The 14,122-nt window shown below is 66.7% G+C and carries 14 protein-coding genes and 1 pseudogene; 12 read left to right on the plus strand and 3 right to left on the minus strand.

What is annotated here, in order from left to right; translation table 11 throughout:
• The first annotated feature begins 75 nt into the window (after positions 1-75).
• From rplK to VJ655_RS20560, 4 genes are all read left to right on the plus strand, one after another.
• Positions 76-507: a 50S ribosomal protein L11 gene (rplK, locus tag VJ655_RS20545; RefSeq protein WP_223393143.1), complete on the plus strand. Its 432-nt coding sequence runs from the start codon at positions 76-78 to the stop codon at positions 505-507.
• Between the two features lie 4 nt (positions 508-511).
• Positions 512-1,198, plus strand: coding sequence for a 50S ribosomal protein L1 (gene rplA / locus VJ655_RS20550; protein ID WP_324114390.1), 687 nt, complete (start codon positions 512-514; stop codon positions 1,196-1,198).
• 141 nt (positions 1,199-1,339) lie between these two features.
• Positions 1,340-2,572 carry a TIGR03862 family flavoprotein gene (locus VJ655_RS20555; RefSeq protein WP_324114392.1) on the plus strand — a complete coding sequence of 411 codons (1,233 nt, stop codon included), beginning with the start codon at positions 1,340-1,342 and terminating at the stop codon, positions 2,570-2,572.
• Positions 2,573-2,635: 63 nt separating this feature from the next.
• A complete protein-coding gene (locus VJ655_RS20560; protein WP_324114393.1) occupies positions 2,636-2,851 on the plus strand; it encodes a DUF4287 domain-containing protein in 216 nt (71 codons plus the stop codon).
• Positions 2,852-3,060: 209 nt separating this feature from the next.
• On the opposite strand, the gene VJ655_RS20565 is transcribed toward VJ655_RS20560, so the two are convergent.
• Positions 3,061-4,407: an alpha/beta fold hydrolase gene (locus VJ655_RS20565; protein ID WP_324114395.1), complete on the minus strand. Its 1,347-nt coding sequence runs from the start codon at positions 4,405-4,407 to the stop codon at positions 3,061-3,063.
• A 105-nt stretch (positions 4,408-4,512) separates the two neighbouring features.
• On the opposite strand from VJ655_RS20565, the gene VJ655_RS20570 reads away from it, so the two are divergent.
• The 4 genes from VJ655_RS20570 (at position 4,513) to VJ655_RS20585 (ending at position 6,530) form a co-directional block, all read left to right on the plus strand.
• Positions 4,513-4,917, plus strand: a complete 405-nt coding sequence (locus VJ655_RS20570; RefSeq protein ID WP_324114397.1) for an SRPBCC family protein — start codon at positions 4,513-4,515, stop codon at positions 4,915-4,917.
• A 306-nt stretch (positions 4,918-5,223) separates the two neighbouring features.
• Positions 5,224-5,742 (plus strand): 50S ribosomal protein L10, encoded by a 519-nt coding sequence (gene rplJ / locus VJ655_RS20575; protein ID WP_324114399.1) that lies wholly within the window; start codon positions 5,224-5,226, stop codon positions 5,740-5,742.
• Positions 5,743-5,788: 46 nt separating this feature from the next.
• Complete coding sequence (rplL, locus tag VJ655_RS20580; protein WP_324114401.1) at positions 5,789-6,172, plus strand: 50S ribosomal protein L7/L12; 384 nt, start codon at positions 5,789-5,791, stop codon at positions 6,170-6,172.
• Positions 6,173-6,335: 163 nt separating this feature from the next.
• Positions 6,336-6,530: a DUF5808 domain-containing protein gene (locus tag VJ655_RS20585; RefSeq protein WP_324114403.1), complete on the plus strand. Its 195-nt coding sequence runs from the start codon at positions 6,336-6,338 to the stop codon at positions 6,528-6,530.
• Between the two features lie 142 nt (positions 6,531-6,672).
• Here VJ655_RS20585 and VJ655_RS20590 read toward each other — a convergent pair whose 3' ends face one another.
• Both VJ655_RS20590 and VJ655_RS20595 read right to left on the minus strand, forming a co-directional pair.
• A complete protein-coding gene (locus VJ655_RS20590) occupies positions 6,673-7,014 on the minus strand; it encodes an endonuclease domain-containing protein (RefSeq protein ID WP_324114405.1) in 342 nt (113 codons plus the stop codon).
• Positions 7,015-7,241: 227 nt separating this feature from the next.
• Positions 7,242-7,334: a hypothetical protein gene (locus VJ655_RS20595; protein ID WP_324114411.1), complete on the minus strand. Its 93-nt coding sequence runs from the start codon at positions 7,332-7,334 to the stop codon at positions 7,242-7,244.
• A 203-nt stretch (positions 7,335-7,537) separates the two neighbouring features.
• Here VJ655_RS20595 and VJ655_RS20600 point away from each other — a divergent pair, with 203 nt between their 5' ends.
• From VJ655_RS20600 to VJ655_RS20615, 4 genes and pseudogenes are all read left to right on the plus strand, one after another.
• Positions 7,538-8,557, plus strand: coding sequence for a WD40/YVTN/BNR-like repeat-containing protein (locus VJ655_RS20600; RefSeq protein WP_324114407.1), 1,020 nt, complete (start codon positions 7,538-7,540; stop codon positions 8,555-8,557).
• 234 nt (positions 8,558-8,791) lie between these two features.
• Positions 8,792-8,950, plus strand: coding sequence for a hypothetical protein (locus VJ655_RS20605; RefSeq protein ID WP_099538160.1), 159 nt, complete (start codon positions 8,792-8,794; stop codon positions 8,948-8,950).
• A 292-nt stretch (positions 8,951-9,242) separates the two neighbouring features.
• Positions 9,243-13,325 (plus strand): DNA-directed RNA polymerase subunit beta, encoded by a 4,083-nt coding sequence (gene rpoB, locus VJ655_RS20610; RefSeq protein ID WP_324114409.1) that lies wholly within the window; start codon positions 9,243-9,245, stop codon positions 13,323-13,325.
• Positions 13,326-13,426: 101 nt separating this feature from the next.
• A pseudogene (locus VJ655_RS20615) lies at positions 13,427-14,122 on the plus strand (DNA-directed RNA polymerase subunit beta'); the annotation flags it as partial.

A 14,122-nucleotide genomic window follows, 5' to 3' on the forward strand; every position in this document is an offset into this window, starting at 1 on the left:
TCAAATCCGTGGAAGGGTCGCCAAGCCCGCACCACGGCTCACCAGCGAGGGCTCCGGCCCTCACGAGAGGACACTATGGCTAAGAAGATCCTGGGCTACATCAAGCTCCAGGTGAAGGCTGGCTCGGCCACGCCTTCGCCCCCCATCGGCCCGGCTCTGGGTCAGCGCGGCGTCAACATCATGGGCTTCTGCAAGGAGTTCAACGCGCGCACCGAGAACGTCGAAAAGGGCACCCCCCTGCCGACCGTCATCACGGTCTATCAGGACAAGTCGTTCACCTTCGTCACCAAGACGCCCCCGGCCACCTTCTTCCTGAAGCAGGCGACCAAGATCCAGTCGGGCGCCAAGCTGACCGGTCGCGAGACCGTCGGTTCGATCACCCGCGCCCAGCTGCGCGAGATCGCCGAGAAGAAGATGAAGGACCTGAACGCCAACGATATCGAGGCCGCGGCCCGCATCATCGAAGGCTCCGCCAAGGCCATGGGCCTGAAGATCGTGGAGGCCTAAGATCATGGCTAAGCAACCCAAGCGCATCAAGGCCTGGACCGGCGACCGCGACGCGGCTCACACGGTCGAAGCCGCCATCGCCCTGGTCAAGGCCAACGCCAAGGCCAAGTTCGACGAGACCATCGAGATCTCGGTCAATCTGGGCGTCGACCCGCGTCACGCCGACCAGCAGGTCCGTGGCGTCGTGAACCTGCCCTCGGGCACCGGCCGTGACGTCCGCGTCGCCGTCTTCGCCAAGGACGCCAAGGCGGCCGAAGCGACCGCGGCGGGCGCCGAGCACGTCGGCGCCGAGGATCTGTACGAAAAGATCAACGGCGGCTTCATGGACTTCGATCGCGTCATCGCGACCCCGGACATGATGGCTCTCGTCGGTCGCCTCGGTAAGGTGCTGGGCCCGCGCGGCCTGATGCCGAACCCGAAGGTCGGCACCGTGACCCCGAACGTCGGCCAGGCCGTCAAGGACGCCAAGGGCGGCGCCGTCGAGTTCCGCGTCGAGAAGGCGGGTATCGTCCACGCCGGCATCGGCAAGGCCTCGTTCACCGACGAAGCCCTGGCGATCAACGTCAAGGCCCTGATCGAAGCCCTGAACCGCTCCAAGCCCTCGGGCGCCAAGGGCGTGTTCATCAAGCGCATCGGCCTGTCGTCGACGATGGGCCCGGGCTTCAAGATCGACACCGCGTCGGTCGGCTGATTTCAGCCCGAAGCCAAAGCATTTCAGACGAAGTGGATACCGGTTCGTCGTAGAAAATGCGCCAAGACAAAGACTGAATGAGAAGGGCGGGGCCTTGCGGCTCCGCCCTTTTTCTTTGATGCAAGGTCGATGAGCCCAGCCATGGCAAGCCCCGACGAGCGCATCCTCGACGTCGCCGTGATCGGCGGCGGGCCCGCGGGGCTGATGGCCGCCGAGACGGTGGCCCAAGCGCTCGGAATTGGGGCGGGCAAGTCGGTGGCGGTGTTCGAGAAGACGCCGACCTTCGGGCGCAAGTTCCTGATGGCCGGGCGCGGCGGACTGAACCTGACGCATTCGGAGGACTTCGAGCGCTTCGTGCGGCGCTACGCCGAGCGGTCGCGCGCCCTGTCGCCGATGCTGGAAGCCTTCACGCCCAAGGACCTGATCGCCTGGGCCGAGGGGCTGGGCCAGGAGACCTTCGTCGGGGCCAGCGGCCGGGTGTTTCCCAAGGCGATGAAGGCCTCGCCGCTGCTGCGGGCCTGGCTGGCGCGGCTGGAGGGGCTGGGCGTTGACCTGAAGCCGCGCTCGACCTGGAAGGGTTGGGACGCGGCGGGGCGTCTCCTGATCGAGGGGCCGGACGGCCGCCAGGCGGTGCGGGCCCGCGCCACCATCCTGGCCCTGGGCGGCGCCAGCTGGCCCAAGCTGGGCTCTGACGCGGCCTGGGTTCCGCTGCTGCGGGTCGGCGGCTCCGAGGTCGCGCCGTTCCGCCCGGCCAATTGCGGCTTCGACATCGCCTGGAGCGAGATCTTCCGCGACCGCTTCGCCGGCGAGCCGCTGAAGAACGTGGCGCTGAGCCTGGGGACGGCCCGCGCGCGGGGCGATGCGATGATCGCCCGCTACGGCCTGGAGGGCGGGGCGGTCTACGCCCTGGGCGGGGCGGCGCGCGACGCGGCCCTGGCGGGCGGGGCGAGCCTGACCGTCGACCTGCGCCCCGATCTTCCGGTCGAGACCCTGGAACGACGCCTGCACGCGCCGCGCGGCGGCCAGAGCCTGGCCAACTTCCTGCGCAAGGCGCTGAAGCTGTCGCCGGCCGAGATCAATCTGCTGCGCGAGGCGCATGGCGTCGGCCTGCCGTCCGAGCCGGCGGCCCTGGCCGCGGCGATCAAGGCCGCGCCGCTGGCCGTCACCGGCGTCCAGCCGCTGGACCGCGCCATCTCGGCGGCCGGCGGGGTGCGGTTCGAGAGCCTGGACGGTCTTGCGCTGAAGGGCCGTCCGAACGTGATCCTGGCCGGGGAGATGCTGGATTGGGAGGCCCCCACCGGCGGCTACCTGCTGCAGGCCTGTTTCGCGACGGGCGTGGCGGCGGGCAGGGCGGCGCTGGAGCGGGTGGGGTAGCTCCCGTTGCGGTCGGGCTGGCGCCGCGCTTTAGTCGCGGCCTCAACGGCGAGGGAGGACGACATGGCGGACGAGAAGGTGAAGGGCCCGGCGTCCTATTTCCCGTCGATCGAGAAGACATACGGCAAGCCGATCGCCGACTGGAAGGCGGTGGTTCGCGCCGCCTATCCGGCCAAGCACATGGATCTGGTCGCGCTGCTGAAGGCCGACCACGGCCTGGGCCACGGCCACGCCAACGCCATCGTGGCCCATACGCTGGCGGAAGACGGGCTGAAGTAGGGGGCTAGAATCCCTCTCTCTTTGAGAGAGGGAGGGGCCCGCCGCGAAGCGGTGGGAGGGTGAGTGGTTACACCCTTTCCAAACCAGGCGCTGTTCGTTTCCGAGGAGGCTGTCGATAAGGGCCGAGGTTCCACCGGCCAGCGATGAAACCTCTCACCCTCCCACGCTTGCAGCGCGGGCCCCTCCCTCTCTCAAAGAGAGAGGGATTCCTACTTCATCGCCGCCCGGATCTTCGCCGCCATGGTCTCCAGGTCCTTCGGGTCGGCCGGGGCGTTTTCGGCGAGGTAGGCGGGCTTGCCGGCGATGCGGGGGATCACGTGGACGTGCAGGTGCGGCACGCTCTGGCCCACGCCGTTGTTCTGGACGACCATGAAGCCCTCCAGCCCCAAGGCCTGGACCTCGGCCCGGCCGACGCGCTGGACGACCGCCATCACCTTGGCCAGGTCCTTCGGGTCCATCTCGAGAATGTTGCGGGCCTTGGAGGTCTTGGAGATCACCAGCACGTGGCCGGGCTCCATCGGGGCGCGGTCCATGAAGGCCAGGACGACGGCGTCCTCATAGACCTTGTAGACCGGCAGCTCGCCCCGGATGATCCGGGCGAAGGGGTTCCGCGGGTCGTAGGCGCCGGCCAGGGGCAGCGCCGGACCCGCCGGAGTGATGGTCGGATCGAAGCGGGCCAGCCAGCGCAGCACCTCGCTTTCCAGGGCGATGCGCGAGTCCGAGAAGCTGTGGTCGGTGGGATACTGGGCCTCGACCACCATGTCGGGATGGGCCTCCCGCGCCGCCCGGGCGATGGCGGTGGTCATCTGGCCGATGCCGCGCTCGGCGCCGATCATCAGCACAGGCCGCTCGGCGATGGTCCGCGACAGGGCGGTAAGGTCCAGCCTGGCCCGGTCGCGCTCGACCTCGGCGATCAGGGCCTCGGGGCTGGTCCCGGCTAGCGGCGCGGTGTCGGGGCGGATCGCATCGGCCAGGACCTTGGGGTCGAGATTGGCGAAGCGCGGGTCGCCGCCGATGTTCCAGGCGTCGATCAGGATGGTCCCGGCCACCGCCGAGGCCCGCGCGGCCGAGGCGCTGGCGGCCATGAACCCGCCCATGCTGTGACCGGCCACGACGATGCGCTTGGGATCGATGCCGTACTTGGCGAGGTTGGCGGGGGCGGTCAGGAAGTCGACGGCGGCCTCGGCGTCGGCCCGCGCGCTCGCGAAGCCGAAGCTCCCCTGGCTGCCCCACGAGCCGCGATAGTTGATCTTCAGGACGTTCCAGCCGGCCCGCCGCACGGCCTGCATCAGGTCGATATTGGTCTCGTTGCCGGGGAAGCCATGCAGGAACAGCATCGTCGGATGCGGCTGGTCCCCCGAGCCCAGGTACATGACCGCGTTGATCTTCGATCCCTGGACGTCGATCTGGAAGGCGGCCAGGTCGGCCGGGTGATCCTTGTCTCGCGCCGGATCGGCCACCACGGCCCTGGGCGTCGGCGGCGCCCTCAGTTCGGCCAGGGCCGGACCGGCGACGGTTAGCAGAAGCGCGGCCAAGACGGCGGTGATGCGACGCATGAAAGTCCCCCTCGAAACTCTCCGCCATAGAGCACGAGTTGGCGGCCTGCTGCCACCGGCTGGCGCGGCGCGCGGTAGAGGCGGCGAGCAACAATGGAGGCCGCCATGGCCGCGATTCACAAGTCCATTCTGATCGATGCGAGCCCGGACGCGGTCTGGGACGCCGTGCGCGACATCGGCGCGATCCACGAGCGATTGTGCCCGGGCTTCGTGGTCGACACGCAAATGGTCGACGACGGGGCGGCCCGCATGGTCACCTTCGGCAACGGCATGGTGGTCAAGGAGCTGATCGTCGATTGCGACGACACCAGACGTCGCCTGGTTTGGAGCGCCCGCAGCGAGCGCCTGGCGCACCACAACGGCGTCATGACGATCGAGGACGCCAGCGAGGGCCGCGCCCGCGCCATCTGGACCGCCGACGTCCTGCCGCACGCCGCGGCCGACACGGTCGGGCCGATGATGCAGCAGGGGCTGGCGGCGATGAAGGCCCGGCTGGACGGGGCGGGTTGAAATCCCCGCCGTCTTCGTCTATACGGCCCGCCTCTTCGACGGAGTCCGCTCCGCTGGAGAACCTGTTTGAGAACTACGGGGCGTGGGGTCACCAACGCCGTAATCGAGGAAGAGCCCTTCCTCGCCGTCGGGAGACAGGGATAGAGACGCCAAGTCCTCCTGCTCGTGGCTTTAGCCCGAGACCGGAGCGCGGCCGACTTTCCTTGGAACAGGCATATGCGACTCGCGCGCGGGAGCGATCCCGCATGGGATTCGCATCTGGCTGCCGGAATGGTCCGGCCGCTGCTAACTGAGTAGGAGACCGCAATGGACCGCGCTCAAAAGCAGGAGTCGATTGAATCGCTGAAAAGCGTGTTCAACGACGCCGGCGCTGTCGTCGTGACCCACTACATGGGTCTGACCGTTGCGGAAATGACCGACCTTCGTCTTCGCCTCCGCAAGGAAGGCGCCGCGATCAAGGTTGTGAAGAACACCCTGGCCCTCAAGGCTCTGGACGGCAAGCTCGGTGACAAGGGCGAAAAGCTCTTCACCGGTCCGGTCGCCATCGCCTACGGCCCAGACGCCGTCTCGGCCGCCAAGATCGCGGTCCAGTTCGCCAAGGAAAACGAGAAGCTCAAGCTTGTCGGTGGCATCCTGGACCAGTCGAACGTGCTGGACGAAAACGGCGTGAAGGCTCTGGCGACCCTGCCGTCGCTGGACGAACTGCGTGGCAAGCTTATCGGCCTCATCCAGGCTCCGGCGACCAAGATCGCTGGCGTCCTGCAGGCTCCGGCCGGCCAGCTGGCTCGCGTCTTCAACGCCTACGCGACCAAAGACGCCGCGTAACGGTCATCCCCGCAAATCTATCCCAATCTCTCTAAGGAACTGACACATGTCGAAGCTCGAAAAGCTGGTCGAAGAACTGTCCACCCTGTCGGTGCTGGAAGCCGCTGAACTGTCGAAGCTGCTGGAAGAAAAGTGGGGCGTCTCGGCCGCCGCTCCGGTCGCCGTGGCCGCCGTCGGTGGCGCCGCCGCTGCTCCGGCTGAAGCCGCTGAAGAGCAAACCGAGTTCACCGTCGTCCTGACCGACGGCGGCGACAAGAAGATCAACGTGATCAAGGAAGTCCGCGGCGTCCGTCCGGACCTCGGCCTGAAGGAAGCCAAGGACCTGGTCGAAGGCGCTCCGCAGAACGTCGTCGAGAACGTCTCGAAGCAACAAGCCGACGAAGTCGCCAAGAAGCTGACGGAAGCCGGCGCCAAGGTCCAAATCAAGTAAGTCGTTCCACGCGTCAGCGTGGAGGACTTATCCCGGTGAAAACTGGGATCCAGGACCTGCCGAAGCGGCCTCGGAGGGAAACCTCCGGGGCCGTTTTCTTTTGGGGGTGGCGCTGGAAGGGCGTAGTTTGCGCCGGCGGGTTTAGGGCGTTCTGGAGAGCGCGATGAACGGTTGGTACGACGGTTTCGGATTTTACCACGGACCCAACGATCCCCGGCTGATCGTGCCCAAGCGCATTCCGATGATGGGGTTGACGATCAATGTCTCTCACCCGAAAGCGCCGTTGCTGATCCTGCTGACCTGCGGGGCGATTGGGTTGGGGATCGTAGTCCAGGTGCTGGTTCAGGCGGGGCGGTGAGCGCGGATGTCATCGCCACGGAAGCCCATATGCGGACCTGTCCATTGTCCGGGATGGGTGGTTAGTGGGCGTTCACGAATCCCTCTCTCTGGAGAGAGGGAGGGGCCCGTCCCGACGCCCGTCGGGACGGGAGGGTGAGAGGCTACTGCCTGCCCGAACGCAACACCGACAGGATCTCGTCCGCCGTCCCGCCGGGGTCAGCCAGCACCCGCTCGTTTCGGAAGCGCAGGACGAGATAGCCAAAAAGCGCCAAAGTTTCGGTGCGGCGGTCATCATAGTCCTCGCGCCCCTCATGGGCGGGGCCGTCCAGTTCCACGACCACCCTCGCGGACTCGCAGACGAAGTCCGCGAAGTATCGGTCGATCGGGTGCTGGCGCAGGAAGCGGAAGCCGCCGAGGCGGCGATTACGGACGAGAGCCCACAGCGTCTTCTCGGCCTGGGTCTGATCTCTGCGAAGGCGACGGGCGGTGGCGATCCGATCCATGGTCGGAGCTTGAGCCGGTCCAAGGTCGCGCTCAATGAAAGGAATCCTGGTTTTCCGGTGGGGCGGTGAAACCTCTCACCCTCCCACCGCTTCGCGGCGGGTCCCTCCCTCTCTCAAAGAGAGAGGGTTTTGCGGTGCGTCCGCCAAGGGTCGAAAGCCGACCTCACGAGGTCGGGGCGAACCTTACATCTCTTGGAGGCTGGAGCGTGCAGGGCTGACCGGGTTGGTCAAGGACCGCCCTGCGGGCGGCCGCGCGGCGGCGACGCGGAGCGTCGTCCTTGAGCAACCCGGACAGCCCTGCGATCGTCTCGCCGTGAGATGTAAGGAGGGCTCCTTCTCCCATGTGAGAGGGTAGGGTGAGGGGCTACGGCGTTGGCCGGCGCGCCGTCGGGCCTCATAACCCCTCACCCTCCCATGCTGCGCATGGGCCCGCCCTCTCCCCATGGGAGAGGGATTCTGTTGGCGCTTGCGCTCCTCGCCGTTTCGCCCGAAGCCAAGGTCATCGACCATCGGGGCAGGCTTCATGAACCGCAGAGACGTCATCCTCGCCGGCGCGGCGTTCGCCGCCTCCCCCGCCCTGGCCGCCGAGGGGCTCGGCGGCATCCGCATCCCCGCCTCGGCCACCGACAGCGAGTTGCGCGGCCTCTCGCCCACCGGCGGTAAGACGTACTGGGCCTCGGGCTCCAAGGGCTGGCTGATCCGAGGCCGGGACGAGCGCCAGGACCCGATGCGGATCGTCGGGGCCGAGGCGCTGGACTTCCGGGGACTGCACGCCTTTTCCGACGATCATGTGCTGGCGATGAGCGCGGGGCCGGGCGACGCCTCGCAGCTGTGGCGCACGACCGACGGGGGCAAGCATTGGGCCCAGGTGGCGGTAAATCGCGACCCGAACGGCTTCTGGGACTCGATCGCCTTCGTCGACGACCGGCGCGGCTTCATCCTGGGCGATCCCACCGAGGGGCGTTTCACCGTGCTCTACACCGCCGACGGCGGGAAAAGCTGGGCGCGGCTGCCGCCGGAGGGCGTGCCGCCGGCCGCCGACGGGGAGGGGGCCTTCGCCGCCTCCAACGGCTGCGTCGCCATCGGCCGCCACGGTCAGGTGGCGTTCTGCACCGGCGGGGCGGGCAAGGCGCGGGTCTATCTGTCGCGCGGCGGCGGCGGAGTGTTCGTGGCGATGGACACGCCAATCCCGGCCGACGCCCCCTCGAAGGGCGCCTTCGCGGTCGCCTTCGGCAAGCGCGGCGAGCTGTGGGTCTGCGGCGGCGACTACAAGAACCCCCGCGCCGCGGGCGTGAACCTGGCCTGGCTGCCGGCGGGGAGCCTGGCCTTCCAGCCGGTGGCCGCGCCGGCCGGCTATCTCTCGGGGATCTCGGTCGAGGGCGAGACCGTGATGGCCACTGGCCTCGCCGGCACGATCGTCGCCCGCGACGGGCGTCATTTCGAGCGGGTGTCGGCGGCGCCGATGAACAGCGTGCGGCTGACCTCGAAGAAGACGGGGGTGCTGTGCGGACCCAAGGGGACGGTGGGGCTGTGGCGGGGGTAGGGGGCTCATCCCTCACGTCCACCCCTCAAACCGCCTCCCTGGGTCTTCGTGCCCAGGGCCCAGCGTTCAGCCGCCGTTGAGCCGCCGGGCGCGCGCTGAGACGCCGCGGCCACGCGTCCATCATCGAGCCCGACGGCCAGCATGGGTCCTCGCCACAGGGGCGAGGAAGGCGGTGTTTTAGGATTGCGTGGGAGCCCTTCCGGAACCACTCCCCCATCCCTACGTTCACCCACCATGCTCAAGCTCGCCGGTATCCTGCTCGCCCTGATGATCCTGTTCGGGATCCTTGGTTTCGTGGTCAATGTGGCCGGCGCCATCACCAAGGCGGCGTTCTTCGTCTGCTTGATCGCCCTGGCGGTCTCGCTGGTCATGAAGGCGATGAAGAAGGCCTGACGCGCGCATTTACGCTCGCTAACGAATCCCCCTTTTCTTCCGCGCTTCCATCCCCTATATCCCCGCGTTCACGATTACATCGGCGGAGCGCTTTGTCGCGTCCGTATTACGCCCCGAGGCGCGGTCAGCCGCCCTCCGACCCGCGCGAAGGGGCGCCCGTCAGGCTTCCGATCCCGGTCGCCTAACAGGGGAATTCCAGCGTCCGGCGCTCCCTGAGCAGGGGAGCGGCGAGGGTGGACGCTAAGGACATTCGAACTCACGCGCGGACTCCATCCGCGCCCAGGGAAAACACATGGCGCAATCCTTCACCGGCAAGAAGCGGATCCGGAAGTCGTTCGGCCGCATTCCCGAGGCTGTGCAGATGCCGAACCTCATCGAGGTTCAGCGCTCCTCCTACGAGCAGTTCCTTCAGCGCGAGGTCCGTCCGGGCCAACGCCGCGACGAGGGCGTCGAGGCGGTCTTCAAGTCGGTGTTCCCGATCAAGGACTTCAACGAACGCGCCGTGCTCGAATACGTTTCGTACGAGTTCGAAGAGCCCAAGTACGACGTCGAGGAATGCATCCAGCGCGACATGACCTTCGCCGCGCCGCTGAAGGTCAAGCTGCGCCTAATCGTCTTTGAAACCGAAGAAGAAACCGGCGCCCGCTCGGTCAAGGACATCAAGGAGCAGGACGTCTACATGGGCGACATCCCGCTCATGACGGACAAGGGCACCTTCATCGTCAACGGCACCGAGCGCGTCATCGTCTCGCAGATGCACCGCTCGCCGGGCGTGTTCTTCGACCACGACAAGGGCAAGACCCACGCCTCGGGCAAGCTGCTGTTCGCCGCCCGCGTGATCCCGTACCGCGGCTCGTGGCTGGACTTCGAGTTCGACGCCAAGGACATCGTCTATGTCCGCATCGACCGTCGCCGCAAGCTGCCGGCCACGACCTTCCTCTATGCCCTGGGCATGGACGGCGAAGAGATCCTGACCACCTTCTACGACGTCGTTCCGTTCGAGAAGCGCGATGGCGCCAATGGGGGCGGCTGGGCCACCCCGTACAAGCCCGAGCGCTGGCGCGGCGTGAAGCCGGAGTTCCCGCTGGTCGACGCCGACACGGGTGAAGAGGTCGCTCCGGCCGGCACCAAGATCACCGCCCGCCAGGCCAAGAAGTTCGCCGACGGCGGCCTGAAGACCCTGCTGCTGGCGCCGGAAGCCCTGACGGGCCGCTACCTGGCCCGCGACGCGGTCAACATCGAGACCGGCGAGATCTACGCCGAAGCCGGCGACGAGCTGGACGTCACGTCGATCCAGGCCCTGGCCGACCAAGGCTTCAGCACCATCGACGTGCTGGACATCGACCACGTCACGGTCGGCGCCTACATGCGCAACACCCTGCGCGTGGACAAGAACGCCATCCGCGAAGACGCCCTGTTCGACATCTACCGCGTCATGCGCCCGGGCGAGCCGCCGACGGTGGAAGCCGCCGAGGCGATGTTCAAGTCGCTGTTCTTCGACGCCGAGCGCTACGACCTGTCGTCGGTGGGCCGCGTGAAGATGAACATGCGTCTCGAGCAGGAAGTCTCGGACGAGGTCCGCATCCTGCGCAAGGACGACGTCCTGGCCGTGCTGAAGGTCCTGGTGGGCCTGCGCGACGGTCGCGGCGAAATCGACGACATCGACAACCTGGGCAACCGCCGGGTCCGCTCGGTGGGCGAGCTGCTGGAAAACCAGTACCGCGTCGGCCTGCTGCGCATGGAGCGCGCCATCAAGGAACGCATGTCGTCCGTCGACATCGACACCGTGATGCCGCACGACCTGATCAACGCCAAGCCGGCCGCGGCCGCGGTGCGTGAATTCTTCGGCTCCTCGCAGCTGTCGCAGTTCATGGACCAGACGAACCCGCTGTCGGAAATCACCCACAAGCGTCGTCTCTCGGCCCTCGGCCCGGGCGGTCTGACCCGCGAACGCGCCGGCTTCGAAGTCCGCGACGTTCACCCGACCCACTACGGCCGGATCTGCCCGATCGAAACGCCGGAAGGTCCGAACATCGGCCTGATCAACTCGCTGGCCACCCACGCGCGCGTCAACAAGTACGGCTTCATCGAGAGCCCGTACCGTCGCGTGAAGGACGGCAAGCCGCAGGACGAAGTCGTCTACATGTCGGCGATGGAGGAATCCAAGCACGTCATCGCCCAGTCGAACATCAAGGTGGTCGACGGCGAGATCCTGGAAGACCTGGTCCCGGGCCGCATCAACGGCGAACCGACCCTCCTGCAAAAGGAGACGGTCGACCTGATGGACGTGTCGCCGCGCCAAGTCGTGTCGGTGGCCGCCGCCCTGATCCCGTTCCTCGAAAACGATGACGCCAACCGCGCCCTCATGGGTTCGAACATGCAACGTCAGGCCGTGCCGCTGGTGCAGTCGGACGCCCCGCTGGTCGGCACCGGCATGGAAGCCGTGGTCGCCCGTGACTCGGGCGCCGTCGTCATCGCCAAGCGCACCGGCGTCGTGGAACAGATCGACGGTACGCGTATCGTCATCCGCGCCACCGAGGAAACCGACGCGGCCCGCTCGGGCGTCGACATCTACCGGATGTCGAAGTTCCAGCGTTCGAACCAGTCGACCTGCATCAACCAGCGTCCGCTGGTGAAGGTGGGCGACCGGATCAGCGCCGGCGACATCATCGCCGACGGTCCCTCGACCGAGCTGGGCGAACTGGCCCTGGGCCGCAACGCGCTCGTCGCGTTCATGCCCTGGAACGGCTACAACTTCGAAGACTCGATCCTGATCTCCGAACGCATCGTCCGTGACGACGTCTTCACCTCGATCCACATCGAGGAATTCGAAGTCATGGCCCGCGACACCAAGCTTGGTCCGGAAGAAATCACCCGCGACATCCCGAACGTCGGCGAGGAAGCCCTGCGCAACCTCGACGAAGCCGGCATCGTGGCGATCGGCGCCGAGGTCCAGCCGGGCGACATCCTGGTCGGCAAGGTGACGCCGAAGGGCGAGAGCCCGATGACGCCGGAAGAAAAGCTGCTGCGCGCCATCTTCGGTGAAAAGGCCAGCGACGTCCGCGACACCAGCCTGCGCCTGCCTCCGGGCGTCGCCGGCACGATCGTCGACGTGCGCGTCTTCAACCGTCACGGCGTCGACAAGGACGAACGCGCGCTCGCCATCGAACGCGCCGAGATCGACCGCCTGGGCAAGGACCGCGACGACGAGTTCGCGATCCTGAACCGCAACATCTCGGGCCGTCTGCGCGAGCTGCTGATCGGCAAGGTCGCCGTGTCGGGTCCCAAGGGCCTGTCGCGCGGCGAGATCACCGCCGAGAAGCTGTCGGAGATCCAATCGGGTCTGTGGTGGCAGATCGCCCTGGAAGACGAAAAGGCGATGGGCGAGCTGGAAAGCCTGCGTCGCCTGTTCGACGAGAACCGCAAGCGCCTCGACCGTCGCTTCGAAGACAAGGTCGACAAGCTGCAACGCGGCGACGAGCTGCCTCCGGGCGTCATGAAGATGGTCAAGGTCTTCGTGGCCGTGAAGCGCAAGCTGCAGCCGGGCGACAAGATGGCCGGCCGTCACGGCAACAAGGGCGTCATCTCGCGCATCCTGCCGATCGAGGACATGCCGTTCCTCGCCGACGGCACGCACGTCGACGTCGTTCTGAACCCGCTGGGCGTGCCTTCGCGCATGAACGTCGGCCAGATCTTCGAGACCCACCTGGGCTGGGCCTGCGCCAACCTCGGCAAGCAGATCACCAACCTGCTGGAAGACTGGCAGCACGGTGGCCAGAAGCAGGCCCTGATCGATCGCCTGCGCGACGTCTATGGCCCGGATGAAGAGCTGCCGGAGTCGGAAGAGGAACTGGTCGAGTTGGCCAGGAACCTGGGCAAGGGCGTTCCGATCGCCACCCCGGTGTTCGACGGCGCGCGCATGAGCGACATCGAGGACCACCTCGAAATGGCCGGGGTCAACCCGTCGGGCCAGTCGATCCTGTACGACGGCCTGACCGGCGAGCAGTTCAAGCGTCCGGTCACGGTCGGCTACATCTACATGCTGAAGCTGCACCACCTGGTCGACGACAAGATCCACGCCCGTTCGATCGGTCCGTACTCGCTCGTCACGCAACAGCCGCTGGGTGGTAAGGCCCAGTTCGGCGGTCAGCGCTTCGGGGAAATGGAAGTGTGGGCTCTGGAAGCCTACGGCGCGGCCTACACCCTGCAGGAAATGCTGACGGTGAAGTCCGACGACGTGGCCGGCCGGACCAAGGTCTACGAGTCGATCGTCCGCGGCGACGACACGTTCGAAGCCGGCATCCCGGAAAGCTTCAACGTGCTGGTCAAGGAAATGCGCTCGCTCGGCCTGAACGTCGAGCTGGAGAACAGCTGATCCGGATCTCCCTCCCTCGCCGGATCGGCGGGGGAGGGGCCTCCCTTTCAGCCCCCTCTCCACTTTGAATTTTCGCGGGTGATCCCGCAGAAGGAACCAAGATGAACCAGGAAGTCCTGAACATCTTCAATCCGGTCCAGGCCGCTCCGACCTTCGACCAGATCCGCATCTCGCTGGCCTCGCCGGAGAAGATCCGCTCGTGGTCGTTCGGCGAGATCAAGAAGCCCGAGACCATCAACTACCGCACGTTCAAGCCCGAGCGTGACGGCCTGTTCTGCGCCCGTATCTTTGGCCCGACCAAGGACTACGAATGCCTGTGCGGCAAGTACAAGCGCATGAAGTACAAGGGCATCATCTGCGAAAAGTGCGGTGTCGAAGTCACCCTGGCCCGCGTCCGTCGCGAGCGCATGGGCCACATCGAACTGGCCTCGCCGGTCGCCCACATCTGGTTCCTGAAGTCGCTGCCCTCGCGCATCGCCATGATGCTCGACATGCCGCTGAAGGACATCGAGCGCGTCCTGTACTTCGAATACTACATCGTCACCGAGCCGGGCCTGACGCCTCTGAAGCAGCACCAGCTGCTGTCGGAAGACGACTACATGCGCGCCCAGGAAGAATACGGCGACGACAGCTTCACCGCCGAGATCGGCGCTGAAGCGGTTCAGAACCTGCTCAAGGCCATCGACCTCGAGAAGGAAGCCGAGAAGCTGCGCGAAGAGCTGGCGGGCAACCCGTCGGACATGAAGCAGAAGAAGTTCTCCAAGCGCCTGAAGATCCTGGAAGCCTTCCAGGAAAGC

Source organism: Caulobacter sp., assembly GCF_035254145.1.
In the GTDB taxonomy this organism is placed as follows: Bacteria; Pseudomonadota; Alphaproteobacteria; order Caulobacterales; family Caulobacteraceae; genus Caulobacter.

Excerpts from the sequence above, each read along its gene's own strand:
- rplK (WP_223393143.1), top strand. The coding sequence starts at position 76 with ATGGCTAAGAAGATCCTGGGCTACATCAAGCTCCAGGTGAAGGCTGGC.
- rplA (WP_324114390.1), top strand. The coding sequence starts at position 512 with ATGGCTAAGCAACCCAAGCGCATCAAGGCCTGGACCGGCGACCGCGAC.
- VJ655_RS20555 (WP_324114392.1), top strand. The coding sequence starts at position 1,340 with ATGGCAAGCCCCGACGAGCGCATCCTCGACGTCGCCGTGATCGGCGGC.
- VJ655_RS20560 (WP_324114393.1), top strand. The coding sequence starts at position 2,636 with ATGGCGGACGAGAAGGTGAAGGGCCCGGCGTCCTATTTCCCGTCGATC.
- VJ655_RS20565 (WP_324114395.1), bottom strand. The coding sequence starts at position 4,407 with ATGCGTCGCATCACCGCCGTCTTGGCCGCGCTTCTGCTAACCGTCGCC.
- VJ655_RS20570 (WP_324114397.1), top strand. The coding sequence starts at position 4,513 with ATGGCCGCGATTCACAAGTCCATTCTGATCGATGCGAGCCCGGACGCG.
- rplJ (WP_324114399.1), top strand. The coding sequence starts at position 5,224 with ATGGACCGCGCTCAAAAGCAGGAGTCGATTGAATCGCTGAAAAGCGTG.
- rplL (WP_324114401.1), top strand. The coding sequence starts at position 5,789 with ATGTCGAAGCTCGAAAAGCTGGTCGAAGAACTGTCCACCCTGTCGGTG.
- VJ655_RS20585 (WP_324114403.1), top strand. The coding sequence starts at position 6,336 with ATGAACGGTTGGTACGACGGTTTCGGATTTTACCACGGACCCAACGAT.
- VJ655_RS20590 (WP_324114405.1), bottom strand. The coding sequence starts at position 7,014 with ATGGATCGGATCGCCACCGCCCGTCGCCTTCGCAGAGATCAGACCCAG.
- VJ655_RS20600 (WP_324114407.1), top strand. The coding sequence starts at position 7,538 with ATGAACCGCAGAGACGTCATCCTCGCCGGCGCGGCGTTCGCCGCCTCC.
- VJ655_RS20605 (WP_099538160.1), top strand. The coding sequence starts at position 8,792 with ATGCTCAAGCTCGCCGGTATCCTGCTCGCCCTGATGATCCTGTTCGGG.
- rpoB (WP_324114409.1), top strand. The coding sequence starts at position 9,243 with ATGGCGCAATCCTTCACCGGCAAGAAGCGGATCCGGAAGTCGTTCGGC.